The sequence below is a fragment of the Labrys sp. E2SS-1L genome (assembly GCF_057073705.1).
The window spans coordinates 1,448,834-1,467,191 of record NZ_CP172713.1; the positions used below are offsets into that span (position 1 = coordinate 1,448,834).

Consider the following 18,358-nt stretch of genomic DNA (forward strand, 5'->3'; position numbering starts at 1 on the left):
CCGCCGCGAAACTGCTATTCGCTCAGTTCCTGCAGCCGTTTCTCATATCGTTCTCGTTCAGCGTCGGACTGAAAGGGCAGATGTCGCCATTGGTCATAGAGTATGTCAGCCCAGCAGCAACCTCCCATATCCGGTATTTGCCGCTCCAGGAAAAGGAACTGCTCGTGGATATCCATGGCATGTGCCTGCTCTGTCTGCGCAATCCAGGCCAGGGCACGAATGGCCGCTCCGGTAATCCAGTCGGAAGGCCCGAACAACATCGAATACAACGCCTTGCGCCGCTCCGATATGTCCCACCCCTGGTCGATCTGCGCCAGGACGAGAGCCGCCGTCAATTGGATGCGAGGCACCCACGCCAAGGCCTGATCGTCCTCCGGCACGGCCGGCGGATGGAGCATAACGGCGAGCAGATCCCCTATTGCTTCCACGCCTAATTCGGCGGCGGCGAAGCTGGCCTCGGCGCAATTGGCCTCCATCGAATAGCGCTTGCGCGCCATCGCGGCGATGCGCTCCGAGATCGCCTCGCGAGGCGGATCAACGGCAGCAAATGGCGTTGTACCGTCGTAACGCCATAGGAGGTAGTCGACCGTGGTAAGAGGAACACGAGGATCCGGGCTAGGAATCGCATCGACGCTGATCTCCATCGCCGGGGCTTTGCCGGCGGCGGTACAATCCAGCGCGATGGCCAGCCGATTGCTCGGAGCCTCCAGAGCCGAAAGCCCCAGTTTGAATTCGAACCGGTCGCCCTCCGGCCGGCCCGGCGCTGCCTTCGCAAGATCAGAGCGCATCTGACGCCAGCAATTGGCGGTGGCATCATGGAATTGCGGCAAGGCGTCGAAATGGGCGTACCAGATCTGCCTCGCTCTGCCGTTCCCCTCCCTGGCTAGTTCAATGAACTGCTGGTAGCGGGCCTCGCCTCCTTCCAGCTTCCAGTGGCAAAACGCAGCTGAGGCCTTCGCCCAGGGTTGGTCAGCCTCAACGGCGAGCGCACCTTCATACCAGGTCAGGGCATGCTGCCACTGGGCAAGATCGAACCAGGTATCACCAACTTCCAGAAAAGGACTCTCATTGCCCGGCGAAAGCTCGATGGCACGGGCGAAGGCCTCCTGCGATTCCTCGGGACGGTTCAGCCGGCGCAGGACCAAGCCGCGCGCCATCGCCTGATTTTCATCGCTTTGCGCCAACGGCCCGACAGCCACGAGCGCCTCTTCATAGCGGGCAGCCTTGCGCAACAACCCCGCCTTGAACATGGCCTGCAATCCGGACAATTCCCCCGGCAGAGCACGGCAAGCAAGATCCGCCCAGCGCTCGGCCATACGCAACTGCGGCAACGATGCCTTGTGAGGCTCTGGCGCCCTCGTCACGACATAGCCCAGCAGCCTCAGAATGAGATCGGGCGGCAGCGCCTCGACTGCGCCGGAGACTGCCAGCCATTCATGCGCCCATGCATCGAGATAGCGTTTATCATGCATCGCCTCGGTAACGCCGACGAGGTGCCGGAGTGCTTCCTCTACACGTCCCTGGGCGTGCCAGAAATAGGCACGCAAGGCTTCCGTCGCCGCATAGCGCTCGGCGGTTTCGGGGATGAGCCGGTCGAGCCGACTGCCGGCCTTCGCCACATAGCGATCTGCCAACTGGCGCCAATCGGGCCGGCTCGGATCGATCAGCAACAGACAGGCAAGATGATGCGCACCGTGTTTCAGATTTCCGCCGATCTCCAATTCGCCCTCGGCGACGAAGAGATCGAAGTCCGGCGTGCCGATCCGCTGCTCGATCTCGGCCTGATCATGGCTACAACCGGAGGATTCCTCGACTTCGTCGGGCTCGTCCCGCACGGGGACAGCTCGGACGGGCTTACGTTCGAACCAGCGGCGCAACCAGGACATGGGCAACTTTCAAGGACTTGACTGTGCCTCGAAGAGCTATCGTAGGCGTAACGATACGTAAAGCCTCACCACCCCCGCGCCCTGATTGCCTCCGCCAGGCGGGAGACGTCGGGGCCGCTCGGGCGATCCTCTTCCAGGCGCTCGACATGGGCACGCACGAAATCGCGGATGCGCGCAGTCCCCTCTCCCAGCGCAACCGTACCGCGCAGGTCGATGCTCTGCGCCGCCACCACCATCTCGCAGGCCGCCAGCACCAGCACCCGCGACGCGCTTTCTCCGAGCTTGGTCACCGCCGCCGGCGCGTTGGCGGCATGGTCCTCGACACCGTCGGCGGCATGCAGCAAGGCCAGGGTCGCCGGCTGGGCCCGCGCCCGGATCTCGCCCTCCAGGGCACCGATCGCCTTCTGCAGCGTGGCGAAGCCGGTGCGGCTCTGCCCCATCGGGGTGAGGAAACGCGGCTGGTCGGAATAGACGGGCGACATCAGCTTCAAGGCGCGCTGGGCTGAGATCGTCGCCACATGGGAGAGCGCCTGCGAGAGCGCCTCGAAGCGCAGGGTAAAGCCGGTCATGTCGAAATTGCCGTTGGAAACCAGCTGCCCCTCGACGATCACCGGATTGTCGCCGGAATGGTTGAGTTCGAGCAGCACCATCGCCTCCGCCTCGGCAAAGGCGATGCGCGCGGCACCGTGCACCGGTGCGACACAACGGAAGGAGAGCGGATCCTGAACCCGCCGGCTCGCCTTGTTGTCGCCGAGCGGGCCGCCGGCCAGCAGGGCATAGATCGCGCGGGCTGCCTCGCGCTGGCCCGGGGCCGGACGGGCCGCGTTCACCGCCTCGGACAGGGGAGTGATATTGGCGCCGAAGGCTTCCATCGACAGGGCCGCGGCGCGGTCGAGCGTATCGAGCGCCAGGCGCGCTTCGGCGAGCGCCAGGGCGCCGCGGCCGGTGGAGGCCGCATTGGCCACCACCAGGGCATGCCCGTCCTTCGGTCCGATCGGCACCGGCTGCAGCCCGGCCCGCCGCAGCGCTTCGGCACCGGACAGGCGTTCGCCGCGATAGTCGGCTTCGCTTTCGCCGAGCAGTGCCAGGGCCATATGGGCAAGCGGTGCGAGATCGGCGGCGCCGATCGAACCGATCGTCGGCACGATGGGATGAAATCCGGCATTGAGGGCCGCGGCCAGCGCTTCCACGACCGTGAGCGACACGCCGGTCTGGCCGACGCTCATGCCGGCGATACGCGCCGCCATCATGGCCCTGACCTCGGCGACCGGCATTTCATCACCCACCCCGACCGCGCGGGCAAAGGCAACGCGGCGCTGGAAGGCGGCAAGATCGTCGGCGGAAAGCCGGGTGTCGACGCCCGCGCCAAGCCCGGTGGTCAGGCCATAGACCGGCTTGTTTTCGGCAATGGCCTGCTCGATCACCGAGCGCGCCGCACCGATGCGTTCGCGGGCGGCCGGCGACAGGATCACATGGCAACGCTCGCGGGCGATGGCGGTGAGCGCATCGATGGTCAGGGGCGCATCGCCGATCACCACAGTTCCGCCGGACATTTTCAGGGTTCCCTCATCACTGTCGGCCCGCGCCATCGTTTGCGTGACCTCGCACCGCCAATCGCATAGAAGGGGACGCATCTCCAAATAAATGTGCATGCCGCGAGGATGAGAATGAGCGCGCTGATCGAACTGTTCTTGTGCCGGAGCGACAATTTCGGCGTGCTGCTTCATGACGAGGCGACCGGACGCACCGCGGCCATCGACGCACCGGAGGCCGAAGCGATCGAAGCCGCCCTCGAACGACGTGGCTGGCGGCTGACCGACATCCTGGTCACCCATCATCACGCCGACCATGTCGAGGGCATCGAGGCGTTGAAGACCTCCTATGGCTGCCGGGTAGTCGCAGCCAAAGCCGATGCCCACCGCATCCCGGCCGTCGACGAAACCGTCGTGGAGGGCGGCACCGTCAATGTCGGCTCGCTCGTGGCCGAGATCATCGACACCCCGGGCCACACGGTGGGCCATATCGCCTACTGGTTCGCCGAGCAGAAGCTGCTGTTTGCCGCCGACACCCTGTTCTCGCTGGGCTGCGGCCGGCTGTTCGAGGGCTCGCCGGCCGACATGTGGCAGTCCCTGCTGAAATTGCGAGCCTTGCCCGACGATACGCAGCTCTATTGCGGGCATGAATACACCCTTGCCAATGCCCGCTTCGCCCTCACGGTCGATCCCGCCAACCAGGCGCTCGTCCGGCGCGCCGCCGAGGTCGAGGCCCAGCGCGGCGCCCACCGCTTCACCCTGCCGGTGCTGCTGGGCGCCGAAAAGCAAGAAAATCCGTTCCTGCGCGCTGACGATCCCGGCGTCGCCAAGGCCGTCGGGCTGGCCGGGGCCGATCCCGTCGCCGTGTTCACCGAACTGCGCGAGCGCAAGAACCGGTTCTGAATACCCTCTTCGACACAATGGAAATGATTATGAAGACCGCCGCCGAGATCATCGCCCTCCTCGACATGCAGCCCCACCCCGAGGGCGGCCACTATGTCCGCACGTTCGAAGACAGCGCCCTTCACGGCGACCGGTCGGCCTCGACCGCGATCTATTACCTGCTCCAGGCCGGCGAACGTTCGCATTGGCATCGGGTCGACGCCGCCGAGATCTGGCATTTCCATGCCGGCGCGCCGCTGGCCCTCGACCTCTCGGCGGATGGAATTGCCACCAAGCGCCTGATCCTCGGCACCGATTTCGCCGCTGGCCAACGGCCGCAGGGCGTGGTACCGACGGGCGTGTGGCAGGCGGCTCGCAGCCTAGGCGACTGGACTCTGGTGGGCTGTACGGTTGCCCCCGGCTTCCGCTTCGAAGGCTTCGAACTGGCGTTGCCTGATTGGGCGCCGGGACAGTGATCCTGCGACGCAATTTGCCATGTACGAACCTGATCTGGAAAGGCGCGGGCCTGCGCTCGGTCGCGGTTGGGCTGACCCTCATTGCCTGCTTCGCGATCCCTGGGGCAGCAGCACGGGCAGATAGAGCGAGGATCGCCCCTGCGCAGATCATGCAAATGCAGGAGATCTTGACCCGTGCCATGCGCCCCTGTGTGGCACCCGCGATCGGGCAATCCGGCACCCAATGGGCAACCGTGCGTATTTTCTTCAATCGCGACAGCACGCTTGCGCGACGACCTGAATTGGTTGCTGCCACAAGCGCCACGGTCGGGGCCAACGTCCTTCGCGCCGCCACGCGGTGTCTCGCGCGCAAGGATGCTCTTCGCTTTGACGAGCGATTCTACGACGCTTGGAAGATCATCGATCTGAAATGGACTCCGGGGACACTCTGACGTCGTCGGCGCCGACCCCAATCCTTACACTTTCCTTACGCCCGGGCTCGATAATCGGAATCGAACCCTGACGCCCTTTGGTGGCAAACCACACCCATGCCCAATCGGGTTGGAGTTTGTCATGCTAGATCTTGCCTATATGGCGCTGGGGCTCGGTGGCCTGCTGCTGATGGTCCTTTATGCCCGCGTCCTCGACAGGCTGTGAGGCGCATCATGTTCGATCCCCTCCTCGGCCTCCTCGTGGCCGTCCTGCTCGGCGCCTATCTCGTCTTCACGCTGGTGCGCCCCGAACGCTTCTGAGTTCCACGGCTTCACCGCCCTCCCACGCCGGCTGCCCCCGCACCGGTGCGATGGCGCGTGACGGGGCGCGGGACCGGCTCATCGGGAAACGGTCCCGCTCCCTGCTCATTCTCGCTTTTTCGGGCTCCACGCCAATCCCCCAAGGGACGATCTCCCCTGAGGATCGGCGGGGCTCGCGTTGTTTTGGAGAATTTCCATGTCCTTGAACGGATGGCTTCAGATCATCCTTCTGTTCGCTCTGGTGCTCGTAGCGGTGAAGCCACTGGGTGCCTACATGGCCCGTGTCTTCACCGGTGAGAGAACCTTCCTCACGCCCGTGCTGGCCCCGGTCGAGAAGGGTTTCTACAAATTATCCGGTATCGATCCCGCCCGGGAACAGGGTTGGCTTGCCTATACGCTGGCCATGCTGTTCTTCAGCGCGGCGGGCTTTGCCTCGCTCTACGCGATCCTGCGGCTGCAGGCTTATCTGCCGCTCAATCCGCAGGGTTTCGGCAATGTGGCGCCGGATCTGGCTTTCAATACGGCGATAAGCTTCGTCACCAACACCAACTGGCAGAACTATGCCGGCGAAAGCACCATGAGCCATTTCAGCCAGATGGCCGGTCTTACCGTGCATAATTTCGTCTCGGCCGCCACCGGCATTGCCCTTGCCCTCGCCCTGACTCGCGCCTTCATGCGCTCGGGCGGCACGACTCTCGGCAATTTCTGGGTCGATCTCACCCGCTCTACTCTCTATGTGCTGCTGCCGATCGCCATCGTCGTGGCGCTGGCCTTCGTCGCCATGGGCATCCCGCAGACGCTGCAGGCCGGTGTCGACGCCACCACGCTGGAAGGCGCCAAGCAGACCATCGCCATGGGGCCGATGGCGAGCCAGGAGGCGATCAAGCAGCTCGGCACCAATGGTGGCGGCTTCTTCAACGTCAATTCGGCCCATCCTTTCGAAAACCCCACCGCACTGGCCAACTTCCTGTCGATCTTCTCGATGCTGTCGATATCGGCGGCCTTGGTCTACGCCTTCGGGCAGATGGTCGGCTCCCGCCGCCAGGGCTGGGCCCTGCTGTCGGCCATGGGCGTCCTTCTGATCGCCGGTGTGGCCGTGGTGTACTGGTCCGAAACGGCAGGCAATCCGATCCTGGCGCATCTCGGCCTCGACGGGGACCTCGGCAACATGGAAGGCAAGGAGATCCGCTTCGGCCAGGCCATGACCGCCGTCTTCGTGGCCGTCACCACGGGCTTGTCCTGCGGCGCCGTCAACGCCATGCATTCCTCGCTGACCCCGCTCGGCGGCCTCATTCCGATGTTCCTGATGCAGCTCGGCGAAGTCCTGCCCGGCGGCGTCGGCTCCGGCCTCTACGGCATGATCGTCTTCGCCATCCTTAGCGTGTTCATCGCCGGCCTGATGGTCGGCCGCACGCCGGAACTCCTCGGCAAGAAGATCGAGTCGCGCGAGATGAAATTCGCCGTGCTGGCGATCCTGATCCTGCCCACCGCGATCCTCGGCTTCACCGCGATCTCGGCCATGGCGCCCTTCGCCCTGTCGCAGCTCGGCAATGCCGGTCCGCACGGCCTCTCGGAACTGCTCTACGCCTATACGTCGACGACAGCCAACAATGGCTCGGCCTTCGGCAGCCTGTCGGCCAACACGCCCTGGTTCAATGCCACGCTCGGCATCGCCATGCTGCTCGGACGCTTTGCCTATGTCGTGCCGGTGATGGCGATTGCCGGCTCCCTGGCCGCCAAGACCAGGGTTCCCGCCTCGGCCGGCACGTTCCCCACCCACACGCCGTTGTTCGTCGGCCTTCTGGTCGGCGTCATCCTGATCGTCGGCGGCCTGCAATTTTTCCCCGCGCTCGCGCTGGGGCCGATCGTCGAGCACTTCGTCATGCTCGCCGGCAAGACTTTTTGAGGAATGGCTATCATGTCATCCAAACCAACCTTCCCCTCCATGTTCGACGCGGCCATCCTGCTGCCCGCCATCAAGGATGCCTTCGTCAAGCTCGACCCGAGACTCCTCGTCCGCAATCCGGTGATCTTCGTCACCGAGGTCGTGGCTGCCCTGGTCACCGTGCTCAGCTTGCGTGACGCCTTTACCGGCGCCGGCATCGGCTTCAGCGCGCAGATCGCTGCGTGGCTGTGGTTCACCGTACTGTTCGCCACCTTCGCCGAAGCCGTGGCCGAAGGGCGCGGCAAGGCGCAGGCCGAGAGCCTCAAGCGCACCAAGTCCGACCTCAAGGCCAAGCGCATGCCTTCGGCCGCGGCTGCCTTGGGAAACTTCCAGGTGATCGACGCCACCAAGCTCGTGGTCGGCGACATCGTCATCGTCGAAGCCGGTGACCTCATTCCCGGCGACGGCGAGGTGATCGAGGGCGTCGCCTCGGTGAACGAAAGCGCCATCACCGGTGAATCCGCCCCGGTGATCCGCGAATCCGGCGGCGATCGCTCCGCCGTCACCGGCGGCACGCAGGTGCTGTCGGACTGGATCAAGGTGCGCATCACCACCCAGCCCGGCTCCTCCTTCATCGATCGCATGATCGCGCTGGTCGAGGGCGCCGAGCGCCAGAAGACCCCCAACGAGATCGCCCTGTCGATCCTGCTGTCGGGCATGACGCTGATCTTCCTGATCGCCGTGGTCACGCTGTGGGGCCTTGCCGGCTATTCCGGCACGCTGCTCTCCATCACCGTGCTGGTAGCACTGTTGGTCACCCTCATCCCCACCACCATCGGCGGCCTGCTTTCGGCCATCGGCATCGCCGGCATGGATCGCCTGATCCGCTTCAACGTGGTGGCGACCTCCGGCCGCGCGGTCGAGGCCGCCGGCGACGTCGACACCCTGCTGCTCGACAAGACCGGTACCATCACCTTCGGCAACCGCATGGCGACCGAGTTCCTGCCGGTACCCGGCGTCAGCGAACAGGACCTGGCCGAGGCCGTGCTGCTGGCCAGCCTCGCCGACGAGACGCCCGAGGGGCGTTCCATTATCGCACTCGCCCAGGGCGAATATGGCCTGGCCCAGCCGGACCTGACCTGCAAGGCGATCACCACCATCGCCTTTGCCGCCCAGACCCGCCTGTCGGGCATCGACATCGACGGCCGCTCCATCCGCAAGGGCGCGGTCGATGCGATCGTGAAGTTCGCCGGCACCACGCTGGAGGCCGCCCCCGCAGCCTTTCGGCAGGCGGTCGAAAAGGTCGCCCGCACGGGCGGCACCCCGCTCGGCGTCACCGACGGCAGCCGCGTCCTCGGCGTCGTCCACCTCAAGGACGTGGTGAAGCCCGGCATCAAGGAGCGCTTCGCCGAACTGCGTTCGATGGGCATCCGCACCGTGATGGTGACGGGCGACAACCCGATCACCGCCGCCGCAATCGCCTCCGAGGCCGGCGTCGACGACTTCCTGGCCGAGGCGACACCGGAAGAAAAGCTCGCCTATATCCGCAAGGAACAGACGGGCGGCCGCTTGATCGCCATGTGCGGCGACGGCACCAACGACGCCCCGGCGCTGGCCCAGGCCGATGTCGGCGTCGCCATGCAGACCGGCACCCAGGCGGCGCGCGAAGCGGGCAACATGGTGGACCTGGACTCCAGCCCCACCAAGCTGATCGAGATCGTCGGCATCGGCAAGCAATTGCTGATGACGCGCGGCTCGCTCACCACCTTCTCGATCGCCAATGACGTCGCCAAATATTTCGCCATCATCCCGGCTTTGTTCATCGCGACCTATCCCGAACTCGGCGCCCTGAATGTCATGAACCTGGCCTCGCCCCAGTCGGCCATCCTCTCGGCGGTGATCTTCAACGCCCTGATCATCGTCGCCCTGATCCCGCTGGCCCTCAAGGGCGTCTCTTACCGGCCGGTCGGCGCGGCCGCGCTGCTCAGGCGCAACCTCCTGGTCTACGGTCTCGGCGGGCTGCTGGTGCCGTTCATCGGCATCAAGCTGATCGACCTCGTCATCGCCGCCCTGCACCTGGCGTGACGGCAACACACCCTCCCCTGGAGGGGGAGGGTCGACGCGTCAGCGTCGGGGTGGGGTGGCAGCGCAACGCCAGCCCACCGATGTGTTTCCCACCCCACCCCGGCCTTTGGCCGACCCTCCCCCTCCAGGGGAGGGTAGAACCTTCAACGCTCCAAGGGAGCAAGCCCATGTTGATCCATCTTCGCCCCGCCATCGTGATGATGGCCCTGTTCACCCTGTTGCTGGGTATTCTCTATCCGCTCGCCATCACCGGCATTGCGCAGGTCGCCCTCCCCGGCCAGGCCAATGGCAGCCTGATCACCAGCAATGGCACGGTGATCGGTTCGTCCCTGATCGGCCAGAACTTCGCCTCCGAGCGCTATTTCCAGGGCCGGCCCTCGGCAACCTCGGGCACCGATCCCAACGACGCCAGCAAGACCGTGGCGCAACCCTACAATGCGAGCAATTCGAGCGGCTCCAATCTCGGCCCGACCTCGAAGGCACTGGCCGACAGGGTCGCCGCCTCGGTCGAGGACCTGCGCAAGCAGGGCGTGACCGGCGCCGTTCCCGCCGATGCGGTGACGACTTCAGGCTCGGGCCTCGACCCCGACATCTCGCCGGCCGACGCCGCCCTGCAGATCCAGCGTGTCGCCAAGGCCCGCAACCTGCCGGAAGCCGACGTGAAGGCCCTGGTCGACAGCCAGACATCGGGCCGGCTCCTCGGCCTGATCGGCGAGCCGCGCGTCAATGTTCTCGCCCTGAACCTGGCGCTTGATGCTATGAAGCCGAAGTGACACGATTGCCGGACAAGCGCGGGCGCCTTCTCCACGAAGTGGGGAAGGTGGCCCGACGCAGTCGGGTCGGATGGGGTGCGGCCCGCTCATGCTCCCTATCAAGATGGCAAGAGCTAGCGGCCCACACCCCATCCGTCATTGCTCCGCAATGACACCTTCCCCACTTCGTGGAGAAGGCATCGGCGCCAGTCCTGGAAAGCAAGTTTGCCCGTAAGCCCCTCCGACAGACGTCCCGATCCCAATGCCCTGCTGAGCCTGGCGGGAGGGGAGGGGCGCGGCCGCCTCACCGTGTTTCTCGGCGCGGCGCCGGGGGTCGGCAAGACCTATGCCATGCTGTCGCGGGCACGGCGGGAGAAGCAGGCCGGCGTCGACGTCGTCGTCGGCATCGTCGAAACCCATGGCCGCAGCGAAACCGCCGCCCTGACGGACGGGCTCGAGCTGCTGGCGCGGCGCAGGGTCGATTATCGCGGCCGCCAGCTCGAGGAGTTCGATATCGACGCTGCGCTCGCCCGCCGGCCGCGCCTGATCATCGTCGACGAACTCGCCCACACCAATGCCACGGACAGCCGCCATCCCAAGCGCTACCAGGATGTCGAGGAACTGATCGGCGCGGGCATCGACGTATGGACGGCGCTCAACATCCAGCACCTGGAAAGCCTCACCGACGTCGTCTCGCGCATCACCGGCGTGACGGTGCGCGAAAGCGTGCCGGACAGCGTGATCAAGAAGGCGGACGAGGTCATCGTCGTCGACATCACGCCCACCGAATTGATCCAGCGCCTGGAGGACGGCAAGGTCTATCTGCCCGACAATGCGAGGCGCGCTGCCGACGGCTTCTTCAAGCCCGGCAATCTCACTGCCTTGCGCGAACTCGCCTTGCGTCGCACGACCGAGCGCGTCGACGACCAGATGCTGGCCTATCTGCGCCAGAACGCCATCGAAGGGCCCTGGGAAACGGCCGACAGACTGATCGTCTGCGTCGGGCCCGACATGTTTTCTCAGCAGGTGGTGCGGGCGGCCGGACGCCTGGCGACCGGGCTCAATGCCGATTGGCTGGCCGTGACGGTCGAGCGGCCCGGCCAGGAAATCGGCGGTGAGGCGCTTGCCGGCCTCGAGGCCAATCTGCGCCTCGCCGAGCGCCTGGGCGCGGAGGTCAGGCGGCTCAACGGCCATGACTATGTCGGCGAGATCCTCAGGCTCGCCAGCGCCGAAAACGTCACCCAGATCGTGCTCGGCAGCGGCAAGGCGAGCTGGTGGCAGCGCGTCACCGGGCGTTCTCTCGCCGACGACCTGCTGCACCGCTCCGGCGAGATCAACGTCACCGTCATCACCAACACCGGAACCGAGGCCCCGCCCCCACGGCGCTGGTGGCGCCGGCTTGCCCTGCAGCCCTCGCTCGCCGGCCTCGCCATGGCGGTGGGCTGCGTGGCGGCCGCCGTCGGCATCGGGGTCGGCCTCCGGCATTTCGTCTATCTGCCCAACGCTTCCATGCTCTTCCTCATGGCGGTGCTCGCCAGTGCCCTCACGGTCGGGCGCTGGAGTGCCATCACGGCGGCGGTGTTGTCCTTCTTCGCCTATAATTTCTTCTTCATCCCGCCGCTCTACAACTTCACCATCGCCGAGCCGCACGAGGTCTTCGCCCTGGCGGTGTTCCTGATCGTGGCGGTGGTGGCGGGCGACCTTGCCGGCCGGGTACGCGAGCGGGCAGAGGGCGAAGGGCGGCGCGCCGCCAACATCATGTCGCTCTACGAGTTCTCCCGAAAGCTCTCGGGCATCACCAGCCTGGACGACGTGCTCTGGGCCGCCGTCGCCCATGCGCAGGCGACGCTGCACGGACGGGTGGTCATCGCCGTGCCCCAGGAGGACGAACTCACCGTCACGGCCGCCTGGCCACCGGACATCAACCTCGATTCAACCGACATGACGGCGTTGCGCTGGGCCTTCGAGAAGAAGGAGATCGCCGGTCGGGGCACCGGCACCTTGCCCAACATCGCCTTCGAGTTCAGGCCGATCCTGACCCCGAATGGCGCCGTCGGGGTGCTCGGCCTGGCGCAGCCTGAGGGGGCCGAGCCACTTTCCCCGGCCGAGGAGCGTATTCTGGTCGCCATTCTCGACCAGACCGCCATCGCCATCGACAGGGCCAAGCTCGCCAAGGAGAATGTGCGCACCGCCGCGCTCGAGGAAAGCGAGAAGCTGCGCAGCGCCCTGCTCTCCTCGCTCTCGCACGATCTGCGCACGCCCTTGGCTTCCATTACAGGGGCCGTCACCACGCTGCGCCAGCTCGGCACCAAGATGAACGAGGAAAGCCGCGACGACCTGCTCGCCTCCATCGAGGAGGAAGCAGCCAGGCTGAGCCGCTTCGTCGCCAATCTCCTCGACATGAGCCGCCTGGAGGCCGGCGCCCTCAATGCACGACGCGACCTCCTCGATGTCGCCGACGTCGTCCGCGGCGCGGTGGAGCGCGCGCGAAAAGCCTTTCCGACCCGCCTGGTCGAGACCAGCCTGGCAACCGACCTGCCGCTGGTGCGCGGTGACCAGGCGTTGCTCGGCCAGGTCCTGTTCAACCTGCTCGACAATGCCCACAAATATGGCGGGGAGGATTCCTCGACCGCCGTGTTCGCCCGGCGCGAGGACAACGAAGTGGTGGTTACCATCACCGACCAGGGCAAGGGCATTCCGCCGGCCGATCTGGAAAAGATCTTCGACAAATTCTATCGGCGGGGCAAGGTCGACGGCCGGGCACCAGGCACCGGCCTCGGGCTCTCGATCAGCCGCGGCTTCATCGAGGCCATGGGCGGCACCATCACAGCCGAGAGCCCGGCCGTGCGCAAGCGCGGCACCCGCATTGTCATCCGCCTGCCAGCCGAGGCATGATGAAGACATTGGGGGGCGGGTCTTCGGACCCGCCTGACGACGCGCATCGAAAAAGCGAGTCCGAAAATCCGCACCCCGTGAATGAGAGTTCCCTCCCCTATGCACATCCTGGTTGTCGACGACGAGCCGCAGATCCAGCGCTTCCTCAAACCGGCGTTGATCGCCGCCGGCTATGAGGTGACGCCGGCCGTCAACGGCACCGACGCCATGCGCCTGATCGCCACCACCGCGCCGGATCTCGTCATTCTCGACCTTGGCCTGCCCGACATGGACGGCAAGGACATCATCACCAAGGTGCGGGAATGGTCGAAAGTACCCGTAATCGTCTTGTCGGCCCGGGATCGGGAGAGCGAGAAGATCGCCGCGCTCGACCTCGGTGCCGACGATTACGTCGAAAAGCCCTTCGGTATCGGCGAATTGATCGCCCGCATCCGCACCGCCCTGCGCCATCGGGCCCATGAGGAGGGCAATGCCACCCGCTTCGAGAGCGACGGCCTGGTGATCGATACGCTGAAGCGGCTGGTGAGCCGGGACGGCGAGGCCATCCGCGTCACGCCCAAGGAATATGACCTGCTCGCCATGCTGGCGCGTCATGCCGGCCGCGTCGTCACCCACCGCCAGTTGCTGACCTCGGTGTGGGGCACGGCGCATGCCGAGGACCTGCATTACCTGCGCGTCTTCATCGGCCAGCTCAGGGCCAAGATCGAGCGCGACCCGGCCAATCCCCGCATCATCCAGACAGAAGCCGGCATCGGCTATCGCCTGAAGGACGAGGAGTGAGCGCGGGGGCCGGTCTTCGGGCCGGCCAAAGAATAAGTACTTTGTTTGATCAGTAACGCAGCCCCTCACCCTTACCCTCTCCCCGTAAGAACAGGGCGAGGGGAACTTCGACGACTCGTTTTTGCCGACACGGTCTCATCTCGCCCAACCGTCGGGCGAGATGAGTGTCTGTCTCGAAGACAAGTCGAGACGCTTGCGTCCCCCTCGCCCCGTTCTTACGGGGAGAGGGTAAGGGTGAGGGGCTACGAAATAAGGGAAGAAAGAGCACCTCCTTCTCAAGGCGTCCTTTGCCGGAAAAGCCGCGGGTCCAGCCCGGTCCGAGGGCCGGCTCCCAATGCCCTCACATTACCAGCTTCAGCGCCAGCCCGCACATGGTCATGCCGATCAGCCCGTCCAGCACCCGCCAGGCGCCGGGCCGGGCGAAAAGCGGGCGCAGCAGGCGCGCGCCATAGCCGAGCGAGAAGAAGAACAGGAAGGAGGCGGTGACCGCACCGGCACCGAAGGCGAGCTTGGCCCCCTGATATTGCGTGGAGATCGAGCCGAGCAGCACCACCGTGTCGAGATAGACATGCGGGTTGAGCCAGGTGAAGGCGAGGCAGGTGGCGAGCGCCCGGCCAAGTCCAAGCCCCGTACCCTCGGCCGGATCGAGCCCGCCATGATCGGCAAGCGCCGAGCGGAAGCTGCGGAGACCGTACAGGATGAGGAAGGCGGCGCCGCCATAGCGCATCACCGGTTCGATCCAGGGCACGGCTACGCCGACAGCCTGGAAGCCGGCAACGCCGACGCTGATCAGCACGGCATCCGACAGGGCGCAGACGAGGCAGACCCAGAACACATGCTCGCGCCTGAGGCCCTGCCGCAGCACGAAGGCGTTCTGCGCGCCGATCGCCACGATCAGGCTGAGGCCGAGCAGAAATCCGGATATGAGCGCGTTGGTCATGGTCTCCCCCATCACGGGCTGTCCCGATCCGACCCACTGGTCGCGGCGGCGTTTGACTACACGCACCGATGAAATTAGAGAATTTAATTAATCTATCTCTAGATTAGGAAAATTAATCCGATGCTGGATTACGCCCTGCTGGAAGCCCTGGCCGCCGTGGTGCGTAGCGGCTCCTTCGACAAGGCGGCGCAGGAGATCGGGGTGACGCCCTCGGCGATTTCGCAGCGGGTCAAGCTCCTGGAAGAGCGCCTCGGCACCGGCCTGGTCGTCAGGGGCCAACCCTGCACGGCGACATCGGCCGGCAGGCGGCTGTGCCGCCATGCCGAGGAAGTCGGCCTGATGGAGCATGCGCTGCGCAGCGAACTTGGCGGCCTGATGCCGTCGGGGGCTGCCCCTACCGTGCGTATCGCCGTCAATGCCGACAGCCTGGCAACCTGGTTCCTCCCTGCCCTGTCGGGGCTGGAGGGGCGCCTGTTCGATCTGGTGCTCGACGATGAGAGCAACACCGCCGAATGGCTGCGACGCGGCGAGGTCAGCGCGGCAGTCGCCATGGCACCGGGCCCCTTCCAGGGCTGCGGCAGCCGCGCATTGGGCGTGCAGACCTATGTCGCCACGGCCAGTCCCGCCTTCGTCAGGCGCTGGTTTCCCGACGGTCTCAGCGAGGAGGCTCTGCGGCAGGCCCCCTGCCTCACCTTCGATATCAAGGACGCCTTGCAGGACCGCTGGCTGGTCGAGACCTTTGGCCGGCCCATAAGCCGGCCCAGCCACTGGATCCCCTCCTCGCGCGGCTTCGTCGACGCTGCCCTGGCCGGGCTCGGCTGGGGCATGAACCCGCTGTCGCTGGTGTCTCCCTATCTCGACGAGGGGTCTCTCGTCACCATACATCCCGGCTCGCGTCTGCTGGTGCCGCTCTACTGGCATTGGAGCCGGGCCGTGGAAAAGGGCCTCCAGGACATCACCGCCTCCATCCTGCGTACGGCGCGGGCGAGGCTGGAACAGGCATAATGGTGCCATGGCCTCTGGACAGGACGGAGTTTGCCACTACCATTGTCGGACAAATCAGAATCCAACCTTCAGGACGTCAGGGACGGAAATCCATGCAACTCCCCATCATGCCCGGCAATGCCGCGCCCCGCCGGCTCGGCAAGACCTCCGTCATGCTCACGCCCGTCGGCCTCGGCGGCGGCCCGATGGGGGACATGTTCGAGAACCTCGACGAGGACAAGGTTCGCGCCACCTTCAGGGGCGCCTGGGACGCCGGCATCCGCTATTTCGACACTTCGCCCTGGTATGGCCGCGGCCTCAGCGAACTGCGCTTCGGCGAGGCGCTGCGGCAGAGGCCGCGCTCGGACTTCATCCTCTCCACCAAGATCGGGCGCACCTTCCACCGACCCAAGGACGTCGATACTTTCAAGGGACCGTTCTGGTATGGCGGCCTCTCCTTCCAGGAGCGTTTCGACTACACCTATGACGGCGTGATGCGCGCCTATGAGCAGAGCCAGATGCGGCTCGGCATCAACCGTATCGACCTCCTGCTCATCCATGACCTCGACGTTCCGCATGTCGGCTCGGCCGACCTCGTCGCCCAGCATTTCCTCGACCTGGAGCGCTCGGGCTGGCGGGCGCTCGAAATGCTCAAGCACTACGGCGAGATCCAGGGCATCGGCGCCGGCGTCAACGTGCTCGGCACCATTCCCGAAATGCTCAAGCGCTTCGACCTCGATTTCTTCCTGGTCGCCATGCCCTACACGCTGATCGACCAGGGCCCGCTCGACCTCGAATTCCCGCTCTGCCAGGAGCGCGGCGTCGGCGTGGTGATCGGCTCGCCCTTCGCCTCCGGCATTCTCGCCACCGGTGCCGGCGTGCCCACGCCCTATTATCGCTACACCCCGGCCGCCCCGGAGATCATCGAGAAGGTGCGCAAGATCGAGGCCGTCTGCGCTGCCCACAAGGTGCCGCTCAAGGCGGCAGCCTTCCAGTTCGTGCTGCGCCACCCGATCGTGGCGAGCGTGATCTCGGGCGCCGTTACGCCGGAACAGGCGGCCGAGAATGTCAGCCTGCTGGGTGTCGCCATTCCCGACGCCTTCTGGAGCGATCTGCGCCAGCAGGGGCTGATCGATGCGAGGGCGCCATAGGGTCGCCCTCAGCCGGCAGGATCCTTGCGATGCGCCTCGGCCAATGCGTCGAGGCTGTGGAAGTGAAAATCCGGCTCCGGCACGCCTTCCACCACCAAGGTGGCACCGCCCTGCTTGCCGGCGCGGCGGTCGATCCAGGCTCGCGCCAGGCCGATACGGGCCGCCGGCATATGATCATGGTGCAGGCTCTGGGCGGTGTGCAGGACATCGGCCGGCTCGAGACCGAACTGCAGCGACAGATGCTCGAGCAGGTAGCTGAAATTGCGCGGGTCCGGCTTGTAGGAACCGACATCCTCGGCGGTGTAGACCGCATCGAAAAGGCCACCGAGCTTGGTATTGCTGGCCGCGAAGCTGCGGCGATCGACATTGGAGAGCACGACCAGCCGGTAGTGGCGCTTGAGATAGGAGAGCGCCCCCGCCGAATCCGGAAAGGCAGGCCAGTCCGGCACGGAGGCGCCGAAACGCTCATGCAGGTCGGCATGGGCGGCAATGCCCCAATCCTGCGCCAGCCGCGCATGGGTGACTGAAAGCAGGGACGAATAGAGCAGCGAAGGCGTCTGGAGCTCCTGCTCGGTCTCGCGGCGGGCGAAGGCAGCGAGCGCCTCCTCGCGGCCGATCACCCGCCCGCCGGCACTGAGCAGGGGCTGGAGCGCATTCCAGATGCCGGTTTCCCAGTCGATCAGCGTGCCATAGCAATCGAAGGTCAAGACCTTGAAGTCCGCCAGTTCCGGCATTGGTTCCTCCTCGAAAATCCCTGAATTCAGCAGACGCCGTGACGCCCATGCCGCAAACGCAAGGAGGGCGGTGTCGCCACCGCCCTCCCTGTCCTTTTGGTTGTCACGAAACCAGTTCGCTGTCCCAGTAGAGATAGTCGACCCAGCTTTCGTGCAGATAGTTGTGCGGATAATGCCGGCTCGCCTCCAGGAGTTCCCAGGGCGAAGGCCGCGCCGGCTGGCGCAAGGGCTTCATGTCCATGCGGTCGGCCTTGCGGGCATTGCAGTCGCCGCAGGCCGCGACGATGTTCTCCCACGAGGTCGCCCCGCCCTTGGAGCGGGGAACCACATGCTCGAACTGCAGATCGCGGGCCTGGAAACCATCGCCGCAATATTGGCAGGTGAAGCCGTCGCGCAAGAACAGGTTGAAACGGGTGAACGGCACCATGCGCTCCACCTTCTGGTAGTCGCGCAAGGCAACCACCGAGGGCAGACGCATCGTCGTCGACGGGCTGCGCACCACGGCATCATATTCCGCCACCACGCTCACGCGGTCGAGAAACACGGCCCTCAGCGCATCCTGCCACGACAGCAGCGACAGCGGAAAATACCGCAAGGGTCTGAAATCGGCATTCAATATCAAAGCAGGGTGGGACGACATGACTA

Annotated in this window: 16 protein-coding genes; 11 read left to right on the plus strand and 5 right to left on the minus strand. The window is 65.6% G+C overall.

The genetic code is table 11. The features are described from left to right. Positions 1-14: 14 nt before the first annotated feature. Together ACIGJE_RS32230 and ACIGJE_RS32235 are read right to left on the minus strand one after the other, a co-directional pair. Positions 15-1,886, minus strand: a complete 1,872-nt coding sequence (locus ACIGJE_RS32230) for a tetratricopeptide repeat protein (protein ID WP_415080762.1) — start codon at positions 1,884-1,886, stop codon at positions 15-17. A gap of 65 nt (positions 1,887-1,951) precedes the next feature. Then, complete coding sequence (locus tag ACIGJE_RS32235) at positions 1,952-3,439, minus strand: HAL/PAL/TAL family ammonia-lyase (protein ID WP_415080760.1); 1,488 nt, start codon at positions 3,437-3,439, stop codon at positions 1,952-1,954. 114 nt (positions 3,440-3,553) lie between these two features. Between ACIGJE_RS32235 and gloB the strand changes: the two genes are divergently transcribed. The 9 genes from gloB (at position 3,554) to ACIGJE_RS32280 (ending at position 13,904) form a co-directional block, all read left to right on the plus strand. Then, positions 3,554-4,321 (plus strand): hydroxyacylglutathione hydrolase, encoded by a 768-nt coding sequence (gloB, locus tag ACIGJE_RS32240; protein WP_483680652.1) that lies wholly within the window; start codon positions 3,554-3,556, stop codon positions 4,319-4,321. A gap of 29 nt (positions 4,322-4,350) precedes the next feature. Then, a complete protein-coding gene (locus tag ACIGJE_RS32245; protein ID WP_311937452.1) occupies positions 4,351-4,776 on the plus strand; it encodes a cupin domain-containing protein in 426 nt (141 codons plus the stop codon). Continuing rightward, entirely contained in the window at positions 4,773-5,207 is a 435-nt protein-coding gene (locus ACIGJE_RS32250) for a hypothetical protein (RefSeq protein WP_415080758.1), read from the plus strand. Before ACIGJE_RS32245 ends, ACIGJE_RS32250 begins: the two co-directional genes overlap by 4 nt. A 201-nt stretch (positions 5,208-5,408) precedes the next feature. Beyond that, positions 5,409-5,507 (plus strand): K(+)-transporting ATPase subunit F, encoded by a 99-nt coding sequence (kdpF, locus tag ACIGJE_RS32255; protein ID WP_195826137.1) that lies wholly within the window; start codon positions 5,409-5,411, stop codon positions 5,505-5,507. A gap of 196 nt (positions 5,508-5,703) precedes the next feature. Continuing rightward, positions 5,704-7,413, plus strand: a complete 1,710-nt coding sequence (gene kdpA / locus ACIGJE_RS32260; protein WP_415080755.1) for a potassium-transporting ATPase subunit KdpA — start codon at positions 5,704-5,706, stop codon at positions 7,411-7,413. A 12-nt stretch (positions 7,414-7,425) separates the two neighbouring features. Further along, a complete protein-coding gene (gene kdpB / locus ACIGJE_RS32265) occupies positions 7,426-9,477 on the plus strand; it encodes a potassium-transporting ATPase subunit KdpB (RefSeq protein WP_415080753.1) in 2,052 nt (683 codons plus the stop codon). Positions 9,478-9,644: 167 nt separating this feature from the next. Then, positions 9,645-10,250 (plus strand): potassium-transporting ATPase subunit KdpC, encoded by a 606-nt coding sequence (gene kdpC / locus ACIGJE_RS32270; RefSeq protein ID WP_311937467.1) that lies wholly within the window; start codon positions 9,645-9,647, stop codon positions 10,248-10,250. Between the two features lie 204 nt (positions 10,251-10,454). Continuing rightward, positions 10,455-13,124 carry a DUF4118 domain-containing protein gene (locus ACIGJE_RS32275; RefSeq protein ID WP_415080751.1) on the plus strand — a complete coding sequence of 890 codons (2,670 nt, stop codon included), beginning with the start codon at positions 10,455-10,457 and terminating at the stop codon, positions 13,122-13,124. Positions 13,125-13,223: 99 nt separating this feature from the next. After that, a complete protein-coding gene (locus ACIGJE_RS32280; protein WP_394314213.1) occupies positions 13,224-13,904 on the plus strand; it encodes a response regulator in 681 nt (226 codons plus the stop codon). Positions 13,905-14,244: 340 nt separating this feature from the next. Here ACIGJE_RS32280 and ACIGJE_RS32285 read toward each other — a convergent pair whose 3' ends face one another. Continuing rightward, on the minus strand, positions 14,245-14,856 hold the full coding sequence (locus ACIGJE_RS32285; protein ID WP_415081131.1) for a LysE/ArgO family amino acid transporter: 612 nt from the start codon (positions 14,854-14,856) through the stop codon (positions 14,245-14,247). Positions 14,857-14,964: 108 nt separating this feature from the next. Between ACIGJE_RS32285 and ACIGJE_RS32290 the strand changes: the two genes are divergently transcribed. Together ACIGJE_RS32290 and ACIGJE_RS32295 are read left to right on the plus strand one after the other, a co-directional pair. After that, positions 14,965-15,849 (plus strand): LysR family transcriptional regulator ArgP, encoded by an 885-nt coding sequence (locus ACIGJE_RS32290; RefSeq protein WP_311944259.1) that lies wholly within the window; start codon positions 14,965-14,967, stop codon positions 15,847-15,849. Positions 15,850-15,941: 92 nt separating this feature from the next. Next, on the plus strand, positions 15,942-16,979 hold the full coding sequence (locus tag ACIGJE_RS32295; RefSeq protein ID WP_311944258.1) for an aldo/keto reductase: 1,038 nt from the start codon (positions 15,942-15,944) through the stop codon (positions 16,977-16,979). Positions 16,980-16,987: 8 nt separating this feature from the next. Here the strand turns inward: ACIGJE_RS32295 and ACIGJE_RS32300 are convergent, their stop codons facing one another. Together ACIGJE_RS32300 and ACIGJE_RS32305 are read right to left on the minus strand one after the other, a co-directional pair. Further along, on the minus strand, positions 16,988-17,713 hold the full coding sequence (locus ACIGJE_RS32300) for a haloacid dehalogenase type II (protein ID WP_311944256.1): 726 nt from the start codon (positions 17,711-17,713) through the stop codon (positions 16,988-16,990). 103 nt (positions 17,714-17,816) lie between these two features. Then, on the minus strand, positions 17,817-18,353 hold the full coding sequence (locus ACIGJE_RS32305; RefSeq protein WP_311944254.1) for an HNH endonuclease: 537 nt from the start codon (positions 18,351-18,353) through the stop codon (positions 17,817-17,819). Positions 18,354-18,358: the final 5 nt, after the last annotated feature.